Consider the following 21,033-nt stretch of genomic DNA (forward strand, 5'->3'; position numbering starts at 1 on the left):
GACGGCGCCTAGAACTCCCTTGTGGACAAGGAGTTCAATCTGCCCCGGGATGGCCGGGGCAGCCCGAGATCAGGCGATCTGCGAAGGTGCGGACGTGTTCGGCACATCCGCACCAACGTTCAGGTACGGCGGCGGTAGGTGCGGATTGCCAGTGGGGCGAAGAGTGCGATCAGGGCGACCATCCAGGCCAGGGTGATCAGGAGGGGCTTCTGGATGTTGCCGCCGAGCATCAGGGCGCGCATGAGGTCGACCAGGTACTTGATCGGGTTGACGTTCACGAAGGCCTGCAGGAAGCCCGGCAGAGTGTCGGTCTGGACGAACACGTTGCTGCCGAAGGTGAGCGGGAACATGACCAGGAACGCTATGCCCTGGACACCCTGGGCGGTGCGCAGCTTCAGGCCGAGCCAGACCCAGATCCAGCACATCGACAGTGCGAACAGCAGCACGAGCAGCAACGCGAGCAGGCCGTAGCCGACGCCGTTCTGGAACCGGAACCCGAGTGCGAACCCGGTGCCCATCAGGATCACGATCGACAGCGTGTACCGGACCGCGTCACCGAGGACGGCGCCGATCAGCGGCGCGACCCGGGCGATCGGCAGGCTGCGGAAACGATCGAAGACGCCCTTGGCGAAGTCGTCGTTCAGCCCGACACCGGTGCCCATCGTGGAGAACACCACGGTCTGCACCAGCAGGCCGGGCAGCAGGAACGGCAGGTAGTCCCGCCACGTCCCGCCCTGGGCGATCGCGCCACCGAAGACGAACAGGAACAGCACCAGAAAGATGATCGGCTGGAACGTGACGTCCGCCAGCGCCTCCGGGTTCTGCCGGATCCGGACGATGTTGCGCCAGGCAAGCGTCAGGCTCTGCTCGACCCAGGCGAACGGCCGGTTGCGGCGCACCGCGGGGGCTTCGACAACAGCTGTCGTCATCGGACCGCTCCTTCCAGTACTTCGCCGGACTTCTTCTCTTCGGCGGTGTGCCCGGTCAGGGCGAGGAACACCTCGTCCAGGCTGGGCAGTCGCAGGGACAACTCGGTGACGGCGATGCCCTCCTCGTCGAGGCGCCGTACCACCACCGGCATCGGCGTACCGTCGCTGACCGGCGCGCTGATCAGGGCGTTGACCACGTCGACACTCGGCCGCACACCGACGGACTCGGCGACGATCGCGGCGACGCGCTCGAGGTGGCCGGGCTCGGCCGGACGGACGTCCAGCGACTGTTTGCCGGCCTGCGCTTTCAGCTCGGCCGGCCGCCCAGAGGCGACCACCCGGCCCTTGTCGAACACCATGATCGAGTCGGCCAGCGCGTCGGCCTCCTCCAGGTACTGCGTGGTGAGCAGCACCGTGGTCCCGTCGAGCACCAGGTTGCGGACGGTCTCCCAGACGCCGTTGCGGGCGTGCGGGTCGAGGCCGGTGGTGGGTTCGTCGAGGTAGAGGATGCTCGGTTCGCCGACCAGGCTGGCGGCGAGGTCGAGCCGCCGGCGCATACCGCCGGAGTACGTCTTGGCGATCCGCTCACCGGCGTCGGTGAGCTCGAACCGCTCCAGCAGGTCGTCCGCCTTGGCCCTGGCCCGCGCCCGCGAGTACCCGAGCAGCCGGCCGATCATGACCAGGTTCCGGCGGCCGGACATGTCCTCGTCGACCGAGGCGTACTGCCCGGTCAGGCCGATGATCTCGCGGACCTTGCCGGCCTCGCGGACGACGTCGTACCCGCCGACCGTAGCGTGCCCGCCGTCCGGGCGGAGCAGCGTGCCGAGGATGCGGACCGCCGTGGTCTTGCCGGCGCCGTTCGGGCCCAGGACGCCGAGCACCGTGCCGGTCGGCACCCTCAGGTCGACGCCTGCCAGAGCGGTCGTGTTGCCATATCTCTTGACCAGACCGACCGCCTCGATGGCGACCTGGTTCGTTGTGGTCATCGGTTCCTCCCAGTGGACTCAGTTCACTGGGACAACCGTCCGGCGAGGTACTGGCACCGCCCTGGCACCGGGCTGGCAGCGCGTGACAGTCAGCCCTTCAGCGGCACGACCTGGTTGGCCCGGAGCGCCTCGTAGATCTCCGGGTTGTAGCGGGCCAGGGTCGCGCGCGCCTTGCGTCGGTACTTGAGGATCTGGCGGGTGCCGATCGCCCACAGCACGTACTGGAAGGCGAGGGCCCACTTGAAGTCGGTGATGGTCTGCGGCGCCCCGCCCGACGAGGCGTCGAGCAGGATGCCGACCATGCCGATGCAGATCAGCGTCGCGATGAACCCACCGGTGTTGACCATCCCGTTGGCCGCCCCGAACCGGGTCGCCGGGTTGAACGTCCGGGCATAGTCCAGCCCGAGCATCGACCCCGGCCCACCGGCGGCCTGTACGACGATCAGCAGCAGGAGCACCGGCATCGGCGCCCGACCGGGCCAGAGCAGTACGACGGTCCACATCAGCACCGACCCCGCGATCACGGCCAGCACGATCCAGGACCGGTAGAACGGGAACCGGGCGGCGTACCGCCCGACCAGAGGCCCGTAGCACAGACTGGCCAGCACCGGCAGGATCAGCATCGCCGCGGCCGTGGTCGGCGCGAGGCCTTGGCCCTGGACGAGGAACGGGTATCCCCAGAGCAGACCGAAGGTGCTGCCGGAGAAGCTGGTGGTGAAGTGGGTCCACAGCCCGAGCCGCGTACCCGGCTCCTTCCAGGCCCGGCGCAGGTTGTTCCGCACCTCGCTCAGCGACTGCTTGGTCCGCCGCAGCGGCTCGTCGTACGGCGTGTCCTTGATCAGGAGCAGTACGGCGACACCGGTGACCAGACTCAGCACACTGGCGCCGGCGAACGTGCCGGTCCAGCCGAACGAGTGGAACGCCGCGGCCATCGGCACGGTCGAGATGATCGCGCCGATACCACCGAGCATCCCGGTCGCCTGCGACATCACTGGCTGTCGCAGCGCGGGGAACCAGGACATGACGACCCGCAGCACGCTGATGAACACCAGTGCGTCGCCGACACCCAGCACGGCCCGTGCAGCCAATGCAGCCGGGTACGACTCGACCAAACTGAAGGCAGACTGCGCCACGAACAGTAGGCCGGACGCAGTGATCAGCAACCGCTTGGAGCCGTATCTGTCCAGCAGTACGCCGACCGGCACCTGCATGGCGGCGTACACGGTCAGCTGTACGACGGTGAAGCTCGCCAGCGCGGACGCGGAGATGTTGAAGCGCTCTGCGGCCTGCAGACCGGCGACACTCATCGAACCGCGGTGCAGCACGGTCACGAGGTAGGTGAGGACAGCAGTGGCCCACACCGCCCAGGCTCGCCGACCGCCCAGGGGGAAGAGGAGTTCCGTCAACGCGTGCTCCGCAGATCCGTCGCGGCCTCGTTGATGTGGGTGACGACCAGCTCGCGGAAGCGCTTCACGCTGTTGCCGCCGAGGGCCTCGATCAGCTCCTGGTGCGCGGCGATGGACCGGTCCATCCGGGCCGGCTGCATCTCGATCCCGGGCACCCCCATCCGGACCTGGCGGTCACGGAGGCTGTTGTAGAGCTTGGCGAGGATCTGGTTGCCCGCGGCATCGACGATCGCCTCGTGGAAGGCACGGTCGGCCTCCAGGAAGCTCTTCGCGTCACCGGCCTTGCGGTGCGCGCGCATTTCCTCGACACGCCGGGTGAGGTTCTCGACCAGTTGCTTGCGCCGCGGCCAGACCTTGGCGGCCGCGTGCGTCTCGATCAGCTCGCGGGCCTCCAGGACGTCGTCGATCTCCTGCGGCAGCACCGGCAGGACGAGCGCGCCCTTCTTCGGGTAGAGCTTCACCAGGCCGGACTCCTCCAGCCTGAGCAGCGCCTCCCGCACCGGGGTGCGCGACACCCCGACGGCCGTGGCCAGCTCGCCCTCGGTGAGCAGCTCGCCGCCCGGGTAGGTCCGGTCGAGGATCGCCGTCTTCACGTACGCGTAGACGCGCTCGGCCGCCGGAATCTTCTCCACCCCCGGCGCCGCCTCGACCACCACCCGGGCAATCTCAGCCGTCTCATCCCCCAACCGAACCAACGTGGCCGACTCCGCCGTCAGCAGCTGCGCGACCTGTTCGCCCGCCCCCACACCCGCGGTCTGGTCCCCGATTCGGCCATCCGCGGTCTCGGTCTCCGACCGGCTGTCCGCTGTCCCGGTGTCCGACCGGCTGTCCGCGGTCTCGGTCTCCGACCCGCTTCCCGCGGTCTCGGTCTCCGACCGGATGCTCGCGGTCTCGTCCTCGGACCGGATACCTGCTGGGACCTCCGGTGCCGGGTTTGCTGTCGCCGGCTCTTGCTCCGGCACCCCGCCTGTCACTGCACCCCTCACATACGACTCGTATCTCTGTTGTATCTATCTTACACCCACAGCAAATCCACCACCCGTCCCCACCTTGTCCACGAGTTATCCACAGGCCAATCCACAGATGTGGGCAACTCACTGTGAACAACCAGACCGTCAGTAGTGACGGGAGGAGGGTTTCCCCTGTCTTGTGGATGAAGAACCACGCCGGCCCGGAATCGGCTCTAGAGTCGCGACAACCGTGCTTGACCGTCCTCAAGGAGACAGCGTGATCCGAAGCTCCCGGTCACACCGGCTGGCCGCCGGCCTGGCCGCTGCCGCTCTGACCATGACCGCTCTCGGCGCCACCACGGCGAACGCCGTACCGACGGCCGAGCCGAGTACGGCGGCGGCCGCGCCTGGGCCGCTGATGAACTACGTCGTCAACACCAAGGCCGCACCCGGTCACGTGAAGAAGGTCGAGAAGGCGGTGACCGCGGCCGGTGGCACCGTGCTGCAGTCCTACGCCCGGATCGGCGTCGTCGTCGCCCAGTCCACGAATCCCGGCTTCAAGGCCGACGTCCGCGCGGGGAAGTACGGCCGCGAGGTGCAGTCCGTCGGTGCGACGCGGACAGCGGCGGTCAGCGAGGGTCCTGCCGAGTCCGGGCTGAAGTCGCTCGGCCAGGCCGAGGCCGCGCCGGCGCCGGACCCGCGCGAGGGCGAGCAGTGGGACATGGTCCAGATCAAGGCGGACCAGGCGCACGCGATCACCGATGGTTCCCGCCAGATCCTGGTCGGCATCAACGACAGCGGAGTGGACGACACCCACCCCGACCTCGCGCCGAACTTCGACAAGGCCGACTCGGTGAGCTGTGTCGACAACGGCGTACCGGACACGACCGAGGGCGCGTGGCGGCCGACCACGAGTTCGCACGGCACGCACGTCGCCGGGACGGTCGCGGCCGCCCGCAACGGTGTCGGCATCGTCGGCGTGGCGCCCGGCGTACGGATCGCCTCGGTGAAGGTGGTGAACGACGACGGCTACATCTTCCCGGAGTACGCGATCTGCGGTTTCATCTGGGCCGCCGAGCACCACATGGACATCACCAACCACAGCTACTTCATCGACCCGTACATGTTCTGGTGCAAGGACAACGGTGACCAGGGCGCCGTGCAGGAAGCCGTACGCCGGGCCGTCGATTATGCGACCCACCGCGGCGTGCTGTCGGTCGCCGCGGCCGGCAACGCGAACTACGACCTGGCCAACAAGACCACCGACTCGACCAGCCCGAACGACTCGACGCCGGTGACGCGGACGATCGACAACGACTGCCTGGACATGCCGACCGAACTGCCGGGCGTCATCACCGTGGCCAGCACGACCCGGACCGGGGCCCGCAGCGGTTTCTCGAACTTCGGCCTGAACAAGATCGACGTCGCGGCACCGGGCAGCGCGGTGCTGTCCACGCTGCCGGGCGGCGGCTACGGCACCATGAGCGGTACGTCGATGGCGTCGCCGCACGTCGCCGGTGTCGCGGCGCTGATGAAGTCGGTCCACCCGTGGTGGGGTCCGCGTCAGCTGGAGGCTGCGCTGCTCACCCAAGCCGACGACACCGCGTGCCCGACCACACCGGACCCCCGCTGCACCGGCACGACGGCGAACAACTCCTTCTTCGGCGAAGGCATCGCCGACTCCCTGGACGCCGTCCACCGCCGCTGAACAGACCGAGAGGGGGTCCTCCGCCCAGGACCCCCTCTCCTTTCTCTTGATAGGTAGAGCCTCAGGCCGGGGTGAGTGTGTAACCGGCTTCCTCGATGGCGGCGTGAACCTTGTCGGCCTCCACCGGCTTGTCGCTGTGGACGGTCACTGCTCCGGTGGCGAGGTCGACGTCGACGGACGTGACGCCGTCGAGTTGCTGGAGCTTGCCGGTGACGGTGCCGGCGCAGTGCCCGCAGGTCATGCCGGTGACGTTGTAGGTGGCAACGACCGACTCGTCACTGGTCTGCGGTGCCGCCTGGATGTCGACGGTGCCGCAACTGCAATCGGTGCACATAGGGCAGTTCCTTTCTCGGTTGGTGTCAGCGGTCCGGCGTGAGCTGGACGCCGCGGAGTAGTTGGGCGTTGAGCGCAACCACGATCGTGGAGGCGGACATCAGTACGGCGCCGACGGCAGGGCTCAGTGTGATGCCGGCCCAGGCCAGGACACCTGCGGCGAGCGGGATGGCGACGACGTTGTAGCCGGCGGCCCAGGCGAGGTTCTGGATCATCTTGCGGTACGACGCCTTGGACAGCCGGATCACTCCGGTCACACCGCGCGGATCGGACGACGCGAGGACGACCCCCGCGGATTCGATCGCGACGTCGGTACCGGCGCCGATGGCGATGCCGACGTCGGCGCGGGCGAGGGCGGGTGCGTCGTTGACGCCGTCGCCGACCATCGCCACCGTCAGCCCGCGGGACTGCAGTTCACTGACTGCCTTGTCCTTGTCGGCCGGCAGTACTTCGGCGAACACCTCGTCGACGCCGTCGCGGAACCCGAGATCGGCGGCGACCGCGCGGGCGACGGGTTCGGCGTCGCCGGTGATCATGACGATCTTCTCGACGCCCGCGGCGCGCAGTTGCTCGATGGCCTGGCGGGCCTCGGGCCGGACCTGGTCCTCCAACGCGATCGCACCGGTCGCCACCGAGGTCGCGCCGTCGACGCGCAGGAGGTAGAGCACCGCCGCGCCACGTGCCGACCATTCCTCGGCACGATCGCGCAGGTGGCTGGGCACCGTGGCGTCGAGTTCACGCAGCAGTGCCGGTCCGCCGACGGCGTACTTCTCCCCGTCGACGACGGCCTGGACGCCGCGTCCGGTGAGGGACTTGAACTCGCCGGCCTTGGCCCGTCCACCGCGGTTGTCGGCGGCGGTGACGATCGCCCGGGCCAGCGGGTGCTCGCTGTCGGCCTCGACCGCACCGGCAATCCGCAGTACCTGCTCCTCGTCGATGCCGTCGCCGGCGACACCGGTCACGACGTGTTCGCCCTTGGTCAGCGTGCCGGTCTTGTCGAACAGCACGGCCTGCACGGTCCGCATCCGCTCGAGCGCCAGCCGGTCCTTGACCAGGATGCCGGCCTTCGCCGAGACAGCGGTCGACAGCGCGATCACCAGCGGGATCGCGAGACCCAGGGCGTGCGGGCAGGCGATCACCAGCACGGTGACGGTCCGTACGACGGATTCGTCGAGGTTGCCGAGCGCCCACCAGACGACGAAGGTGACCAGTGCCGCGGCGGTCGCGATGTAGAAGAGCATCGCCGCGAACCGGTCCGCGAGGACCTGGGCCCGCCCGCTGGACTGCTGCGCCTCGGCCACCAGGCGCTGGATCCCGGCCAGTGCGGTGTCCTCGCCGACGGCCGTGATCCGGACCCGGATCGCGGAGTCGGTCGCCACCGTTCCGGCCACGACCCGATCCCCGACACCTCGGGAAACCGGGCGGGATTCGCCGGTGATCATCGACTCGTCCAGTTCGGCCGAGCCGTCGACGATCTCGCCGTCGGCCGGGACCCGGGCGCCGGATCGGACCAGGACGACGTCGCCGAGGCGAAGGTCCGCGATCGAAACGGTCTCGACACCGTCATCGGTGACCCGGTCGGCGTCGTCGGGCAGCAGCGCGGCCAGTGCGGCGAGCGCACCCTGCGCCTGGCCGATCGCCTTCATCTCCTGCCAGTGGCCGAGCAGCATGATCGTGACCAGGGCGGCCAGTTCCCACCAGAAGTCCAGGTCGAACGCGCCGAGGCTGGTGGCCAGGGAGGCGACGTACGCGACGGTGATCGCCATCGAGATCAGCAGCATCATCCCGGGCGCGCGGTCGCGGGCCTCGCGGACGCCGCCGACCAGGAACGGCCAGCCGCCGTAGAAGAACACGAAGGTGCCGAGCACGGGCCCGACCCAGTCGATGCCGGGGAAGTCGAGCGTGTAGCCGAACCAGTCCATCACCATGTGGCTGGTCGCCACGATCGGCAGCGTCAGCAGCAGGCTCAGCCAGAACTTCTGCCGGAACATCTCCGGATCGTGTCCCGCGTGCTTGTCATGGCCGGCGTGGCCCGAGTGGGCACCGTGACCTGCGTGCCCGCCGTGGCCGGAGTGCTCCGCCGCCTGCTGGTACTGCGCGTGCCCGTGCTGCGCTTGGTCATGCTGCCCCGGCTCGTGGTGCGCCGGCTCGTGGTGGGCTGGCTCGTGGTGGGCGGTGGCCGAGGAGCTTGCCTGGGTCGAGTGTCCGCCGTGCGCGGGCGGGTGGTCGTTGCCAGGGTGCTGGTGATCCTGGCCGTGATGGTTGGCCTTCACCATGATGTGTCCTCTCTCGACGTTCGGTGATCGGTGAACCGCGGCCGCGGTGCCGCGGTTCACGACTCCGAACACTATACCCCATAGGGGTATTCCGTATAGACAGAAATCAGTGGCTGAGCGTTCGTCAGCCGGCGGGGAGCCGGCCGAGCAGGCGCTTCATGGTGGCGATCTCACGGTTCTGATCCGCTTCGATCTTCTTGGCCAGCGCGACGGCGGCCGGATCCTTGCCGGCGGTCTGCTCGGTCTTGGCCATGGTGACCGCGCCCTGGTGATGCTTGATCATCATCTGGAGCCACATCCGGTCGAACATCGAACCCTTCGCCCGGCCGAGTTCGGACAGCTCGTCCTCGGTCATCATCCCGGGCATCTCGTCCGCGCCGTGGTGGCCACCGTGCTGTGGGGACGGGACCGGCTTGCCCCACGCGGTGAGCCAGCCGGACATCAGCTTGATCTCCGGATCCTGCGCGGCCTTGATCGCGGTCGCGAGTTGCTTCACCTCGGGGGTGGTCGCCTGGTAGCCGGCCATGCTCGCCATCTGTACGGCCTGCTGGTGGTGCGGGATCATCTGGCTCGCGAAGGTGACATCTGCGTCGTTGAACTCGCCTGCCGGTGTGGCCGAACTGCTGGGCGCGGCTGTCGCCGCGCCATGGTCCATGCCAGGCATGGAGCCACCGTTCGAGTCATCGCCGCAGCCGGCCAGGCTCACGGTCGCCAGCAGAATGACCGCCGCCGAGGCAGCACCCTTCCACGTGATGTGTCGCATGAGTAAGCGTCCTTGTCGTTCGAAACTGTGATCTACGCGGCGCCACGGAGGGCGTACGAAGGAGGACCGTTCGCCCGGAAACGGGCAGAGTTCGGCCTAGGTTCGCAGGATGCAGAGTTTCGACAAGGTCGGTTGCGCCCAGGGCGGCGACGGCCCTGCGGCGTACCACGTGCGCCCGGCTCGGCGTCGTACGACGGGGTGGGTGGTGCGGAGACTACGGGACGCAAGCGCCGCGACGATGACCAGCGCCAGGGCGGTGAGCATCGCCAGGCACACATCGCCCATCGCGTGACCGTGCCCGTCCTGGGCTGGTTGCACCGTGACGCCACTCAGGATCACCGCTTCGTACGCCGCCGACCCGAGCGATCCTGCGGTGACGGAAGGGCCGTCAGACAGGTGGTGAGCTGCGTGCCCCGCGGGTGGCTGGGTCGCCTGGTGCATGCTCTGCAGCGCAGCCGCCGGAGGCTGCGCTGCATGAGTCAAGGCGGCGGCGTCATGGTTACCGGTCAGGCCGTGCATCGCAAAGACCCCGGCCAGCAGGCACACGGCGACCACGGCCCTGATCAGGCCCGACCGTGTGCTGCTGTCTTGGATCTTCATCGGTCCCACCTTAGTTACTGATCAACCGACTGGGCGGTTTTGAGGTCCTGCTCGTTGCCTGACGGCGACGCCCCGGCGGCGCCCGGGATCCGCAGGCTGATCGCCGCGAGCACCGCACCGACGGCTGCGATCACCGCGGCGCCGATGAAGGCGGCGGAGTACCCGTCGGTGAGCGCGGCGGCGTTACCGAGGAGGTCCGCGCCGTTCGCGGCCGCCACTGCGGTCATCGCGGCCAGCCCCAGTGCAGAGCCGATCTGGTAACTGGTGTTCACGATCCCGGACGCCAGGCCACCCTCCTCGGGGCGGGCGGACGACAGGGCGATGCCGAGGCTGGGGATGAAGGCCAGCGACATCCCGGCGGCGGCGATCAGTGAGGCCGGCAGGACGTCGGTCCAGAACGAACCGTCGGAGCGGATCAGGGACAGCCCCGCCAGGCCTACGGTCAGGATCGCCATACCGCTGACCAGCGTCTTCTTCGGACCGATGGCGGCGATCAGCTTCGGTGCGGCGACGATCATCCCGAGCATGATGAAGGTCGTCATCGGCAACAGCGCGGAGCCGCTGGGGAACGCGCTCAGCCCGAGCACCTGCTGCAGGTACAGGTTCAGGAAGAACCACATCGGCACCCAGGCCGCCCCCAGCAGCAACTGGGCCACGTTCGCGGCGGCCAGGTTCGGCGCCGTGAAGATCCCGAGCCGCATCAGCGGTTCCCGCCGCTTGGCCTGCACCGCGACGAACACACCGAGCAGTACGACGGCAATCGCGCCGACCAGCAGCGTCGAGCCGGCCGACCACCCGACCTCGGGCGCGCGGACGATCGCGTAGACACCGGCGCCGAGACCGACCGTCACGGTCAGCGCGCCGAGCAGGTCGACAGATCCACGCCGTACGGCGGACTGCGGCATCAGCGCCGGCGTGGCGAGCAGAGCGATCAGCGCGATCGGCACGTTGAGGAAGAACACCCACGGCCAGGAGAGGTACTCGGTGATCACGCCACCGAGGAACACCCCGGCCGTACCGCCGGCCGGAGCGGCCGCGCCGTACAGAGCGATCGCCTTGGTCAGCTCCTTCGGGTTCGCGCCGAACAGCATCATCAGGAGCGTCAGCGCGGCCGGAGCGATCAGCGCCGCCCCCACTCCCTGGATCGCCCGACCAGCCAGCTCGGCACCGACACCGGTGGCGAAGCCCGCGACCAGGGACCCGGCCAGCAGGACGGCCCAGCCGGCCGCGAACACCCGGCGAGCGCCGAGGAGATCCGACAGCCGTCCGCCCAGCAACAACAGCCCGCCGAACGCGACGACGTACGCATTGAACACCCAGGACAGGTTGCCCGGACTGAACCCGAGCTCGGCCTGCATCTTCGGCAACGCCACTCCGATGATCGAGGTGTCCATGATGACCATGAACTGCGCCGCGGCGATCAGGCCGAGCGCCCACCAGCGTCGCGAGGACGCCGGCGATTCCGTTTGACTCATTTCCGTACTCCTTACCCGTATGGGGTATCGACCCAGGTCATGAAGGTTCCGGGGTTGGGAACCGGTGGACGAGACGATACCCTAGGGGGGTACCCTATAAAACACAAGAGGGTTGCCGGAATTCGTGACGGCCGGCGGTAAGGTGCGGCGTACCGAGGGAGGACGTGGTGAGCATGGCCGAACAGGCACAGCACGGTTACATCGACGACAAAGAGGCCTACCTGCGGCGGCTGCGCCGGATCGAGGGCCAGGCCCGCGGCCTGCAGCGGATGGTGGAGGACGAGAAGTACTGCATCGACATCCTCACCCAGATCTCAGCCATGACGAAGGCCCTGGAATCCGTTGCGCTCGGGCTGCTCGAGGACCACCTCGCGCACTGCGTGGTCGACGCCGCGGCCGCCGGCGGTCCCGAGGCCGACCGCAAGATCAAGGAAGCGTCCGAGGCCATCGCCCGGCTGGTGCGCTCCTAGCCTCAACCCAGGCTGATCAGGACAATCCCGGCGACAACGACCGCGGCGGCGATCGCACGGCGGGGGCCGAAGCGTTCGCCGAAGAAGAGTGCGCCGATGATCGCGCCGAAGACGATGCTGGTCTCGCGGAGCGCCGCGATCGCGGCGAGGGTTCCGCGCGTCTGCGCCCACAGCACCAACCCGTAGGCGATCATCGACACGACACCGCCGCCGAGCCCGGACAGCACCGCCGACCGGGGTTGCCTGAGCACGGCCGTGCCCCGCCACGCCAGTACCGCCAGCGGCATCGCGAACCCCTGAAGCATGAACACCCAGCCCATGTACGTCAGCACCGGCATCTTGTGCACCGCCAGCCCGTCGACGACCGTGTACGCCGCGATCGTCAGACCGGTCGCGATCGCCGCGAGCACTGCGGGCAACTGGCGCCGCCCGGGCCGCCCGATGAACACCAGCGCGATCAACCCCGCCGAGATCAGCAACACCCCGGCGAGCTCGACCATGGCCAGCGACTGCTGCAGTACGGCGATCGACACCACGGCCACCACCCAGGGCGACGTACCTCTGGCCAACGGATACATCTGGCTGAACTGCCCGAGCTGGTACGACGCGAGCAGTCCACTCAGGTACGCCAGGTGCAGGAGCACCGACGCGATGATGTAGCCCCAGGTGTCCGCCGGCGGTAGTCCCATCACCAGCACCATGACGAGCCCGATCACCCCGGCCGCCAGCCCGAACAACGCCAGCCCGGCCATCCGGTCCGGCGCCCCATGCGCCATCGCGTTCCAGGCCGCGTGCAGCATCGCCGCCCCGAGCACCACCGTCAACACCAGCACCGCTCCACCCTCTCATCGGGGTGGGCGCCGGTCAGACGGATTTCTCCGCCGGCAGACGAAGGCCCGGGCGACAACGCGCCCGGGCCTTCGCCGTACGTCGTACTGATCAGAACATCAGGGCCCTGGCGGGGTCCTCGAGGATCCCGGCGACGTCGGCGAGGAAGGTGGAGCCCTTCTCGCCGTCGATCATCCGGTGGTCGAAGGACAGCGCGAGCGTGGTGATCCAGCGCGGCACGATCTCGTCGTCCACCACCCACGGCTGCTTGCGGACCGCACCGAACGCGAGGATCGCGGCCTCACCGGGGTTGATGATCGGTGTCCCGGCGTCGACCCCGAACACGCCCACGTTGGTGATCGTGAACGAGCCGCCCGCCTGGTCGGCCGGCTGGGTCTTGCCCTCGCGAGCGGTGGCGACCAGGGCGTTCAGCGCCCGGCACAGGTCGGGCAGGGTGAGCGAGTCGGCGTTCTTGATGTTCGGCACGATCAGCCCGCGCGGGGTGGCCGCGGCGATGCCGAGGTTCATCGAGCCCTTGTAGACGATCTCCTGCGCCTGCTCGTCCCAGGCCGCGTTGACGATCGGCGTACGGCGGGCTGCCAGCGTGACGGCCTTGGCGACGATCAGCAGCGGGGACACCTTGAGGTCGCGGAACGCCTTGTCGGACTTCAGCCGCTCGACCAGGTTCATGGTCTCGCTGACGTCGACGGTGATCCACTCGGTCACGTGCGGCGCCGTGAATGCGCTGGCCACCATCGCCTGCGCCATCACCTTCTGCACACCCTTGATCGGCACGCGGGTGTCGCCCTGCCCGCTGACCACTGGCGCGGGTTCGTAGCTGGGCTGCGCCGCACCGACGCCCGCGGCGGGGGCCTCGGTCGCCGGAGCTGCCGCATGGGCTTCGACGTCGGCCCGGGTGATGATCCCACCGGGTCCGGTCGGGGTCACCGTGGCGAGGTCGATCCCCAGGTCCTTGGCCAGCTTCCGCACCGGCGGCTTCGCCAACACATGCACGGCTCCCCCGCTGCCTCCGGCAACGGGAGGGGAGGTGACGGCCGCAGCCTCACCTCCGCCGGGCGCCCCGAGCGCGCCGGCTACCCCGGCGGAACCAGCCCCACCAACACCCGGAGCGGCCGAGCCGGCGGACGCTGCACCCGGAGCTTGCGCCGAGGCAGCGGCACCCGCACCCGGAGCTTGCGCCGAGCCAGGAGCACCCGGGGCCGGCGCTGAGCCGGCGGAGGGGGCGGCGCCGGTCTTGCGGGGGCGGCGTTTGGCTTCGGTGGTTCTGGGGCCGTAGCCGACGAGGACTGCGGTGCGGCCGCCCGGGGAAGCTTCCGGTTCGTCAGGAATCGACGGGACCATGTCTTCCTTGGGCGTGCCCTCGCCGACCGGCGGGGCAAGGTCACCAGGCGCCGGCGCGTCCGTTGCGACGGCGATGATCGGCGTACCGACCGGGACCGTCTCGCCTTCCGGCACGAGCAGCTCGGTGACGGTCCCGGCAAACGGCACCGGCAACTCGACGAGCGATTTCGCCGTCTCGATCTCCACCACGGTGTCGTTCAGCTTTACCGTGTCACCCGGCTTGACCTTCCAGCTGACGATCTCGGCCTCGACCAGCCCTTCGCCCACGTCGGGGAGGCGGAACTGCTGGATGCCCATCAGTACTCCATCACCCGGTCGACGCCCTCGAGCACCCGGTCCAGGTCGGGCAGGTACTCCTCCTCCATCCGCGACGGCGGGTAGGGAGTGTCGAACCCGGCGACCCGGAGCACCGGCGCCTCGAGGTGGTAGAAGCACTCCTCGGTGATCCGCGCCGCGATCTCCGCGCCCGGCCCGAGTGAGAACGGCGCCTCGTGGACGACGACCGCCCGGCGGGTCTTCTTCACCGACGAGAAGATCGCCGGCAGGTCGAGCGGCGAGATCGTCCGGAGGTCGACGACCTCCAGCTGCCGGCCGTCCTCGACCGCGGCCTCGGCGGCCTGCAGGCAGGTCTTCACCATCGGGCCGTAACAGAACAGCGTGGCGTCGGTGCCTTCGCGGACCACCTTCGCCTGGTGCAGCGGAAGCGCCGGCGGCACGGACTCGTCCAGCTCGGCCTTCTCGTGGTACCGGCGCTTCGGCTCGAAGAACACCACCGGGTCGTCCGAGGCGATCGCCTGCTGGATCATCCAGTACGCGTCCACCGGGTCGCCGCACGCGACCACCTTCAGGCCGGCGACGTGCGCGAACAGCGACTCCGGCGACTCCGAGTGGTGCTCGACCGCGCCGATACCGCCGCCGAACGGGATCCGGATGACGACCGGCATCCTGATCTTGCCGAGCGACCGGTAGTGCATCTTGGCGACCTGGTTGATGATCTGGTCGTACGCCGGGAAGACGAACCCGTCGAACTGGATCTCGCAGACCGGCCGGTAGCCGCGCAGCGCCAGGCCGACCGCGGTGCCGATGATGCCGGACTCGGCCAGCGGGGTGTCGATCACCCTGTCCTCGCCGAAGTCCTTCTGCAGGCCCTCGGTGACCCGGAAGACACCGCCGAGCTTGCCGATGTCCTCACCCATGACGAGGACCTTCGGGTCGGCCTCCATCGCCGCCCGCAGGCCCATGTTGATGCCCTTGCCGAGGCTGATCTTCGCCATCAGTGACCCTCACCTTCGAACGAGGCGGCGTACGCGGCGTACTGCTGCTTCTGCTCGGCCAGCTGTGCGGTCTGCTCGACGTACACGTGGTCGAAGAAGTCGGTCAGCGAGGGGTCCGGCATGGACAGGCAGCCGGCCCGCAACTCGGCGGCGATCTTGTCCGCCTCGGCGTCGATCTGGTCGAACCACTCGGCGCCGACACCGGACGAGCGGGTCAGGTACGCGCGGACCCGGGCGATCGGGTCCTTGAGCTTCCAGTGCTCGAGGTCCTCGTTCAGCCGGTACTTCGTCGGGTCGTCGGAGGTGGTGTGCGCGCCCATCCGGTACGTGTAGGCCTCGACCAGGGTCGGGCCGCTGCCCTCGCGGGCCCGCCTCAGGGCCTGCTGGGTGACGGCGTACGTCGCGAGCACGTCGTTGCCGTCGACCCGGACACCGGGGAAGCCGAAGCCGGCCGCGCGCTGGTACAGCGGGATCCGGGTCTGCCGGTCGATCGGCTCGGAGATGGCCCACTGGTTGTTTTGGCAGAAGAACACCACCGGCGCGTTGAACACCGAGGCCCAGATGAACGCCTCGTTCACGTCGCCCTGGCTGCTGGCGCCGTCGCCGAAGTACACGATGGTGGACTCGCCGTTCTCGGCGTCGCCGATCGCGTGGTCGCGCTGCTGGCCCATCGCGTACCCGGTCGCGTGCAGCGTCTGGGCGCCGATGACGATCGTGTACAGGTGGAAGTTGTCGTCGCGCGGGTCCCACGCACCCTGGTCGACACCGCGGAACAGGCCGAGCAGCCGCAGCGGGTCGACGCCCTGGCACCAGGCCACGCCGTGCTCGCGGTAGGTCGGGAAGACCATGTCCTTGTCGTTGAGGGCGCGGCCGGAGCCGATCTGCGCGGCCTCCTGGCCGAGCAGCGACGCCCAGATACCGAGCTCACCCTGCCGCTGCAGGGCGGTCGCCTCGGTGTCGATCCGGCGGACCAGGACCATGTCCCGGTAGAAGCCCTTGATCGCCTCGTCGTCCAGGTCGAACGCGTACTCCGGGTGCTCGACGCGCTCACCCTCCGGCGTCAGCAACTGGACGAACTCGACCTCCTCGGAGGCCTGGGGCGGACTGACCGGCGCCTTGTGGGGCGCAAACACTTCCGGGGCAGTACCCGGCACCGACTCACTCACATGCACTCCTCGGGTTCGAGCGCGGGATCGCCGCGACCGCAACGTTGCACGGGGCCGGCCCTTCAGCCGGGTGAGGCTTCGCAGGCAGGACCGCGTGGATCCAGGGGTTGATGCACTGTCTCGCTACCAGTAGACCTCCTCACCGGCCTGCCTGGCTGTACTACTTGCCGGACACCGTACCCAGCAGTTGCCTGATCCGCTAACTGTCTGGACGCGAGCGGGTACGCCGGTACCGAAACCGGTCCTCGGGTGAGACACCAGTCCAGCAACTGGTCATATCGTCCCGCTCATGTGACAGGCAATCGGTACGTCGGATGACAAGTGTCACAACTCCGTACCGATTGCGACACCGCGCTGGCCGGATACAGCGGATTGCTGACCGGAAACCCGCTTGCGCGACTCCGGGACCGGATCTAGCGTAATGACTGTTCTTGCATTACACCCATGACAGTGAGGACGAGGATGGCCTCCGCTTCCCCCGCCGTACTGCCCGAATCCGGTGGCCGCCAGGCGTCCCCGGCGATGATCTGGTCCGCGCTCGGGGTCGTGTACGTCGTCTGGGGCTCCACCTACCTGGCCATCCGGGTGGTCGTCGAGGCGGACATCCCGCCGATGCTCGGCATGTCGGCCCGGTTCCTGATCGCCGCCGTCCTGCTGGCCGCCTTCCTCGGCCTGAAGTCGGGCCCGCGGCGGCTGCGGGTGACCCGGCAGGAGGCGTTCGGCGCGGCCGTCGTCGGCCTCCTGCTCCTTGCCTTCGGCAATGGCGCGGTCGCGGTCGCCGAGCAGACCGTGCCGTCCGGGCTGGCCGCGCTGCTGGTCGCCGCGATCCCGCTGTGGCTGATGCTGCTCCGCGTCGCCGGTGGCGATCGCCCGCGGGCGCTCACGTGGGGCGGCGTACTGATCGGGTTCGCCGGCGTGGCGCTGCTCGCCCTGTCCGGCGGCGACACGAGCGCGAAGCCGATGTCGGTGGCGATCCTGGTGGTGGGCACGATCTGCTGGGCCATCGGCTCGCGGTTCTCCCCGCGCCTGGGCCTGCCGCGCGACCCGCTGGTGGCCGCGCTCTACGAGATGGCCTTCGGCGGTACGGCGATGTTGCTGCTCGGCGTACTGCTCGGCGAGCCCGGGCGGCTCCACCTGGGCCGGATCGAGACGCCGGGGTGGATCGCGCTGGGGTACTTGATCGCGTTCGGTTCGCTGCTCGCCTACACGGCGTACAGCTATCTGCTGGCGAACGCGCCGATCTCGCTGATCGGCACCTACGCGTACGTGAACCCGGCGGTCGCCGTACTGCTCGGCTGGCTGATCCTCGGCGAGCACGTCACCTGGAAGATCCTGATCGGCGGCGCGGTGATCATCCTCGGCGTCGCGCTGGTGGTGACGGCCGAACGCCGGACCAGCGCGTCCTGACCGAACGGGCCCGGACAAGGAAGAACCCGGGCCGCTGAGGACCCGGGTCTCCCACCGCTGCCGATGCGCGCGGCAGCGGGACCTGGTTGCCGGCCGGCACCCTGCCCCGAAAAAACACGGCGCGAAACTCCGGCAAAGGTTCCAACGACATTCCGATTCATCATGGTATTGCCAATTCGGCGACCACCGAGACCACCGAAAACAATCTTCCGAATCACCGGGTTCATCCGTCACCCGCGCTGACTCAACGAGGTACGGCGGCATCGGTTACGCCGCCGGCGACAAAAAATGAGGACCGCTTCAACCCGCCTGGTTACCGGCAAGTTGCCTGGTCACGGGTGATTCGTTGCCTCGTCAGCAAACCCATCATGCGCCGGCTATGGGGTCGGGCGGGAACACAATAGTTGACGAAAAAGTTTGTAACCGGCCCTGCCAGGTGTCGTTACCACTAAGACGAATCCGTCAAACCCGAAAGGAAACCTGGCATAATGCAGGTAACTCGCAAGATCGCCGCTGCCGCGGCCGTGGCGACGGTCGCCACGCTGGGCCTGGCCACCGTCGTGAGCGCGAACGTTCTCGACGACACCCAGAAGAAGGCTGCGGACACCGGTCTGGCCGACGCGGCTTCGCTGGCCAGCAAGGGCTACAAGGGCGGCAAGCACTGGTACTGGGTCAAGGGCGACGGCTCGCTCGTCTCCGTTGACAACAACAACATCGGCCCGTTCCAGGCCTGCCACAACTTCGTTCCGATCAACGCGGTCGGCGGCCAGGTGCCCGTCACCGACATCACCGGCATCGTCGGCATCGGCAACGACGGCAACAGCGCCACCGCCGTCAAGACCTGCGAGCTGGACTCGGAGCAGAACAACGGCAAGTGGTACCGCGTCGGTGACGACGGCCTCGTGTCCGTCAGCCGCAACAACGTGGGTCCGTTCCAGGTCTGCCACAACGACGTGCCGATCAACGCCGTCGGTGGGCAGGTGCCGGTCAGCGACCTGGCGGGCGTCCTGGGTCTGGGCAACGACGGCAACTCCGTCGACGTTCTCAAGACCTGCGAGCTGGACTCCGAGCAGGACAACTGACCTCCTCCCTGGTCAGTGATGCAGGGCCCGAAAGAGTCACCTCGGTGGGGTGACTGATTCGGTAGCACCACCAGCGGCGCCGGGAGCAAGCCTCACTCCTCCCGGCGCCGCTGTCACGCCCGGCCCCCGTCCCAGCGCGGGCCGGGCGTTTCGTCTGTTCTGGGGGTCCTGCGCGTCGTCACCGCCGGGCGGTGCAGGTGCCCAGTTGGCATCTCCCGAGCTACAGGTCTCTCAGGTCGACACAGGCTCCGTTGGGGACGTCGCGCGTGAGGAGCGACCAGATGCCGGCGGCGGCTTCCGCCGGGGTGCTGAGGGCACCGGTGTTCTTCAGTTCGTGGAATCGGGCGACGGTCGGGAAATCCTCCTCGTCGGTCGCCCGGATCTCCGACTGCATCGCGGTGTCGACCACGCCGGGAGCGACCGCGACGACTCGGCACCCATTCGGCCGGCTCTCCTGCTCGGCGCCGACCGTGCGGACCCAGTGCTCGACTGCGGCCTTTCCCGCGTTGTACGACGACCAGCCGGCGTACGCGGTCCTCGCCGCACCGGACGACAGCACCACCAGGTGGCGCTCACAGTCGAGACCGGCGCTCGCGTCCAGGAACGCCCGTCCGAGGACCTGCGGGGCCGCCGAGTTCAGCAGGACGGCGCGGGTGTACTCGTCCCCGTCGACGCGATCGGCCGGCCCGATCGGCGTGACCGTCCCGGCGTTGTGGATGAACACCACGCGGTCACCGTCGTACCCGGTCAGCTCGTCCCGGAAGTGCTGGTCCACCCGCACCCAGTCGGCCGGATCCGAGAGGTCGGCCCTGAAGTGCTCGGCCGGTCCACCGCCGCGCCGCGACAGGTCGATCACGCGTGCGTCGTCGTACGGCACCGAGGCGGCCAGGGCCGCTCCGATCCCGGCCGACGCGCCGGAGATCCAGATCAGGGAGGTCACTGGCGCCAGGCGCGGGCGACGGACAGGAACAGGTCGTTCGCCTCGGGCTCGCCGATCGTGACCCGGGCGCCGTCACCGGGGAACGGCCGGATCGACACGCCCTCGGCCTGGACCGCCTCCGCGAACGCGACGGTGTCGTCGCCGAGCGGCATCCAGACGAAGTTCGCCTGCGTCTCCGGCACGTCCCACCGGGCTGCGCGCAGTTCGGCGACCACCCGCATCCGCTCGGTCACCAGTGCGTCGACCCGCTCCAGCAACTCCTCCTCCGCGGCCAGCGACGCGATCGCGGCGGCCTGCGCGACGTGGCTGACGCCGAACGGCAGCGCGCACTTGCGGATCGCCGTCACGACCGGCTCGTGCCCGACGGCGTACCCGATCCGGAAGCCGGCCAGGCCGTACGCCTTCGAGAAGGTCCGCAGGACGACCACGTTCGGCCGGTCCCGGTAGACGTCGATCCCGTCGATGACGTCGGGCTCGCGGACGAACTCGCGGTACGCCTCGTCGATCACGACCAGGACGTTCCTCGGTACGACGTCCAGGAACGCGAGCAGCTCGTCGCGCCGTACCACCGGGCCGGTCGGGTTGTTCGGCGTACAGACCAGGACGACCTTGGTCCGCTCGGTGAGCGCGGCCTCCATCGCCTTGAAGTCGTGCCGGGCGTCGCCGGTCAGCGGCACCTGGACCGACGTCGCGCCGGTCAGCTGGACCGCGATCGGGTACGCCTCGAACGAGCGCCACGCGTAGACGACCTCGTCACCCTCGGAGCACGCGGCCTGCAGCAGGTGGTAGAGCAGCGCAACGGATCCGGTCGCGACGGCGAGGTTCCCGGTCGGCACGCCGAACCGCGCGGACAGCGCCTCGAGCAGGTCGACCGCACCCATGTCGGGGTAGCGGTTCATCTGCGCGGCCGCCTCGGTGGCGGCCGCGAGCACGCCGGGCAGCGGGGGGTACGGGTTCTCGTTGCTCGACAGCTTGTACGTCGGCCGGCCGTCGGTGCGCACGGGCGGACGACCGGGCTTGTAAGCCGCGACATCGTCCAGGCACGCGCGGAACCGAACCACATCCTCAGCGCTCATGC

Annotated in this window: 19 protein-coding genes; 4 read left to right on the forward strand and 15 right to left on the reverse strand. The window is 69.0% G+C overall.

Annotated elements, in window-relative coordinates; all coding sequences use genetic code 11:
* Positions 1-119: 119 nt before the first annotated feature.
* From ACYVOK_RS05405 to ACYVOK_RS05420, 4 genes are all read right to left on the reverse strand, one after another.
* Positions 120-929, reverse strand: a complete 810-nt coding sequence (locus ACYVOK_RS05405) for an ABC transporter permease (RefSeq protein ID WP_460661113.1) — start codon at positions 927-929, stop codon at positions 120-122.
* Positions 926-1,915: an ATP-binding cassette domain-containing protein gene (locus tag ACYVOK_RS05410; protein ID WP_460661114.1), complete on the reverse strand. Its 990-nt coding sequence runs from the start codon at positions 1,913-1,915 to the stop codon at positions 926-928. Before ACYVOK_RS05410 ends, ACYVOK_RS05405 begins: the two co-directional genes overlap by 4 nt.
* An 89-nt stretch (positions 1,916-2,004) precedes the next feature.
* Entirely contained in the window at positions 2,005-3,321 is a 1,317-nt protein-coding gene (locus ACYVOK_RS05415) for an MFS transporter (RefSeq protein ID WP_460661115.1), read from the reverse strand.
* Positions 3,318-4,283, reverse strand: coding sequence for a GntR family transcriptional regulator (locus ACYVOK_RS05420; RefSeq protein ID WP_460661116.1), 966 nt, complete (start codon positions 4,281-4,283; stop codon positions 3,318-3,320). The genes ACYVOK_RS05415 and ACYVOK_RS05420 overlap by 4 nt, the downstream gene beginning before the upstream one ends.
* A gap of 265 nt (positions 4,284-4,548) precedes the next feature.
* Between ACYVOK_RS05420 and ACYVOK_RS05425 the strand changes: the two genes are divergently transcribed.
* Positions 4,549-5,979, forward strand: a complete 1,431-nt coding sequence (locus ACYVOK_RS05425) for a S8 family peptidase (RefSeq protein ID WP_460661117.1) — start codon at positions 4,549-4,551, stop codon at positions 5,977-5,979.
* 61 nt (positions 5,980-6,040) lie between these two features.
* On the opposite strand, the gene ACYVOK_RS05430 is transcribed toward ACYVOK_RS05425, so the two are convergent.
* The 5 genes from ACYVOK_RS05430 to ACYVOK_RS05450 all read right to left on the reverse strand — a co-directional run bounded on the left by ACYVOK_RS05430 (position 6,041) and on the right by ACYVOK_RS05450 (position 11,426).
* Positions 6,041-6,313 (reverse strand): heavy-metal-associated domain-containing protein, encoded by a 273-nt coding sequence (locus ACYVOK_RS05430; RefSeq protein ID WP_460661118.1) that lies wholly within the window; start codon positions 6,311-6,313, stop codon positions 6,041-6,043.
* A 25-nt stretch (positions 6,314-6,338) separates the two neighbouring features.
* A complete protein-coding gene (locus ACYVOK_RS05435) occupies positions 6,339-8,588 on the reverse strand; it encodes a heavy metal translocating P-type ATPase (protein WP_460661119.1) in 2,250 nt (749 codons plus the stop codon).
* 124 nt (positions 8,589-8,712) lie between these two features.
* Positions 8,713-9,351, reverse strand: a complete 639-nt coding sequence (locus ACYVOK_RS05440; protein ID WP_460661120.1) for a DUF305 domain-containing protein — start codon at positions 9,349-9,351, stop codon at positions 8,713-8,715.
* Positions 9,352-9,447: 96 nt separating this feature from the next.
* Positions 9,448-9,951 (reverse strand): hypothetical protein, encoded by a 504-nt coding sequence (locus tag ACYVOK_RS05445; RefSeq protein WP_460661121.1) that lies wholly within the window; start codon positions 9,949-9,951, stop codon positions 9,448-9,450.
* Positions 9,952-9,965: 14 nt separating this feature from the next.
* A complete protein-coding gene (locus ACYVOK_RS05450) occupies positions 9,966-11,426 on the reverse strand; it encodes an MFS transporter (protein ID WP_460661122.1) in 1,461 nt (486 codons plus the stop codon).
* Between the two features lie 173 nt (positions 11,427-11,599).
* On the opposite strand from ACYVOK_RS05450, the gene ACYVOK_RS05455 reads away from it, so the two are divergent.
* Positions 11,600-11,896 (forward strand): metal-sensitive transcriptional regulator, encoded by a 297-nt coding sequence (locus tag ACYVOK_RS05455; protein WP_460661259.1) that lies wholly within the window; start codon positions 11,600-11,602, stop codon positions 11,894-11,896.
* Between the two features lie 2 nt (positions 11,897-11,898).
* On the opposite strand, the gene ACYVOK_RS05460 is transcribed toward ACYVOK_RS05455, so the two are convergent.
* From ACYVOK_RS05460 to pdhA, 4 genes are all read right to left on the reverse strand, one after another.
* Positions 11,899-12,729 carry an EamA family transporter gene (locus ACYVOK_RS05460; protein WP_460661123.1) on the reverse strand — a complete coding sequence of 277 codons (831 nt, stop codon included), beginning with the start codon at positions 12,727-12,729 and terminating at the stop codon, positions 11,899-11,901.
* Between the two features lie 106 nt (positions 12,730-12,835).
* Positions 12,836-14,383, reverse strand: coding sequence for a dihydrolipoamide acetyltransferase family protein (locus ACYVOK_RS05465; protein WP_460661124.1), 1,548 nt, complete (start codon positions 14,381-14,383; stop codon positions 12,836-12,838).
* On the reverse strand, positions 14,383-15,360 hold the full coding sequence (locus ACYVOK_RS05470; RefSeq protein ID WP_460661125.1) for an alpha-ketoacid dehydrogenase subunit beta: 978 nt from the start codon (positions 15,358-15,360) through the stop codon (positions 14,383-14,385). The genes ACYVOK_RS05465 and ACYVOK_RS05470 overlap by 1 nt, the downstream gene beginning before the upstream one ends.
* Positions 15,360-16,526, reverse strand: a complete 1,167-nt coding sequence (gene pdhA / locus ACYVOK_RS05475) for a pyruvate dehydrogenase (acetyl-transferring) E1 component subunit alpha (protein WP_460661126.1) — start codon at positions 16,524-16,526, stop codon at positions 15,360-15,362. The genes ACYVOK_RS05470 and pdhA overlap by 1 nt, the downstream gene beginning before the upstream one ends.
* 462 nt (positions 16,527-16,988) lie before the next feature.
* Here pdhA and ACYVOK_RS05480 point away from each other — a divergent pair, with 462 nt between their 5' ends.
* Positions 16,989-17,933, forward strand: coding sequence for an EamA family transporter (locus tag ACYVOK_RS05480; protein ID WP_460661127.1), 945 nt, complete (start codon positions 16,989-16,991; stop codon positions 17,931-17,933).
* A 488-nt stretch (positions 17,934-18,421) separates the two neighbouring features.
* Entirely contained in the window at positions 18,422-19,015 is a 594-nt protein-coding gene (locus ACYVOK_RS05485; RefSeq protein ID WP_460661128.1) for a hypothetical protein, read from the forward strand.
* A gap of 220 nt (positions 19,016-19,235) precedes the next feature.
* Here the strand turns inward: ACYVOK_RS05485 and ACYVOK_RS05490 are convergent, their stop codons facing one another.
* Together ACYVOK_RS05490 and hisC are read right to left on the reverse strand one after the other, a co-directional pair.
* Positions 19,236-19,955: an SDR family NAD(P)-dependent oxidoreductase gene (locus ACYVOK_RS05490; protein ID WP_460661129.1), complete on the reverse strand. Its 720-nt coding sequence runs from the start codon at positions 19,953-19,955 to the stop codon at positions 19,236-19,238.
* Complete coding sequence (hisC, locus tag ACYVOK_RS05495; protein ID WP_460661130.1) at positions 19,952-21,031, reverse strand: histidinol-phosphate transaminase; 1,080 nt, start codon at positions 21,029-21,031, stop codon at positions 19,952-19,954. The genes ACYVOK_RS05490 and hisC overlap by 4 nt, the downstream gene beginning before the upstream one ends.
* Positions 21,032-21,033: the final 2 nt, after the last annotated feature.

This window comes from Kribbella swartbergensis (genome assembly GCF_054784135.1).

Excerpts from the sequence above, each read along its gene's own strand:
- ACYVOK_RS05440 (WP_460661120.1), bottom strand. The coding sequence starts at position 9,351 with ATGCGACACATCACGTGGAAGGGTGCTGCCTCGGCGGCGGTCATTCTG.
- hisC (WP_460661130.1), bottom strand. The coding sequence starts at position 21,031 with ATGAGCGCTGAGGATGTGGTTCGGTTCCGCGCGTGCCTGGACGATGTC.
- ACYVOK_RS05480 (WP_460661127.1), top strand. The coding sequence starts at position 16,989 with ATGGCCTCCGCTTCCCCCGCCGTACTGCCCGAATCCGGTGGCCGCCAG.
- ACYVOK_RS05410 (WP_460661114.1), bottom strand. The coding sequence starts at position 1,915 with ATGACCACAACGAACCAGGTCGCCATCGAGGCGGTCGGTCTGGTCAAG.
- ACYVOK_RS05435 (WP_460661119.1), bottom strand. The coding sequence starts at position 8,588 with ATGGTGAAGGCCAACCATCACGGCCAGGATCACCAGCACCCTGGCAAC.
- ACYVOK_RS05430 (WP_460661118.1), bottom strand. The coding sequence starts at position 6,313 with ATGTGCACCGATTGCAGTTGCGGCACCGTCGACATCCAGGCGGCACCG.
- ACYVOK_RS05470 (WP_460661125.1), bottom strand. The coding sequence starts at position 15,360 with ATGGCGAAGATCAGCCTCGGCAAGGGCATCAACATGGGCCTGCGGGCG.
- ACYVOK_RS05485 (WP_460661128.1), top strand. The coding sequence starts at position 18,422 with ATGCAGGTAACTCGCAAGATCGCCGCTGCCGCGGCCGTGGCGACGGTC.
- ACYVOK_RS05445 (WP_460661121.1), bottom strand. The coding sequence starts at position 9,951 with ATGAAGATCCAAGACAGCAGCACACGGTCGGGCCTGATCAGGGCCGTG.
- ACYVOK_RS05455 (WP_460661259.1), top strand. The coding sequence starts at position 11,600 with ATGGCCGAACAGGCACAGCACGGTTACATCGACGACAAAGAGGCCTAC.
- ACYVOK_RS05405 (WP_460661113.1), bottom strand. The coding sequence starts at position 929 with ATGACGACAGCTGTTGTCGAAGCCCCCGCGGTGCGCCGCAACCGGCCG.
- ACYVOK_RS05465 (WP_460661124.1), bottom strand. The coding sequence starts at position 14,383 with ATGGGCATCCAGCAGTTCCGCCTCCCCGACGTGGGCGAAGGGCTGGTC.
- ACYVOK_RS05450 (WP_460661122.1), bottom strand. The coding sequence starts at position 11,426 with ATGAGTCAAACGGAATCGCCGGCGTCCTCGCGACGCTGGTGGGCGCTC.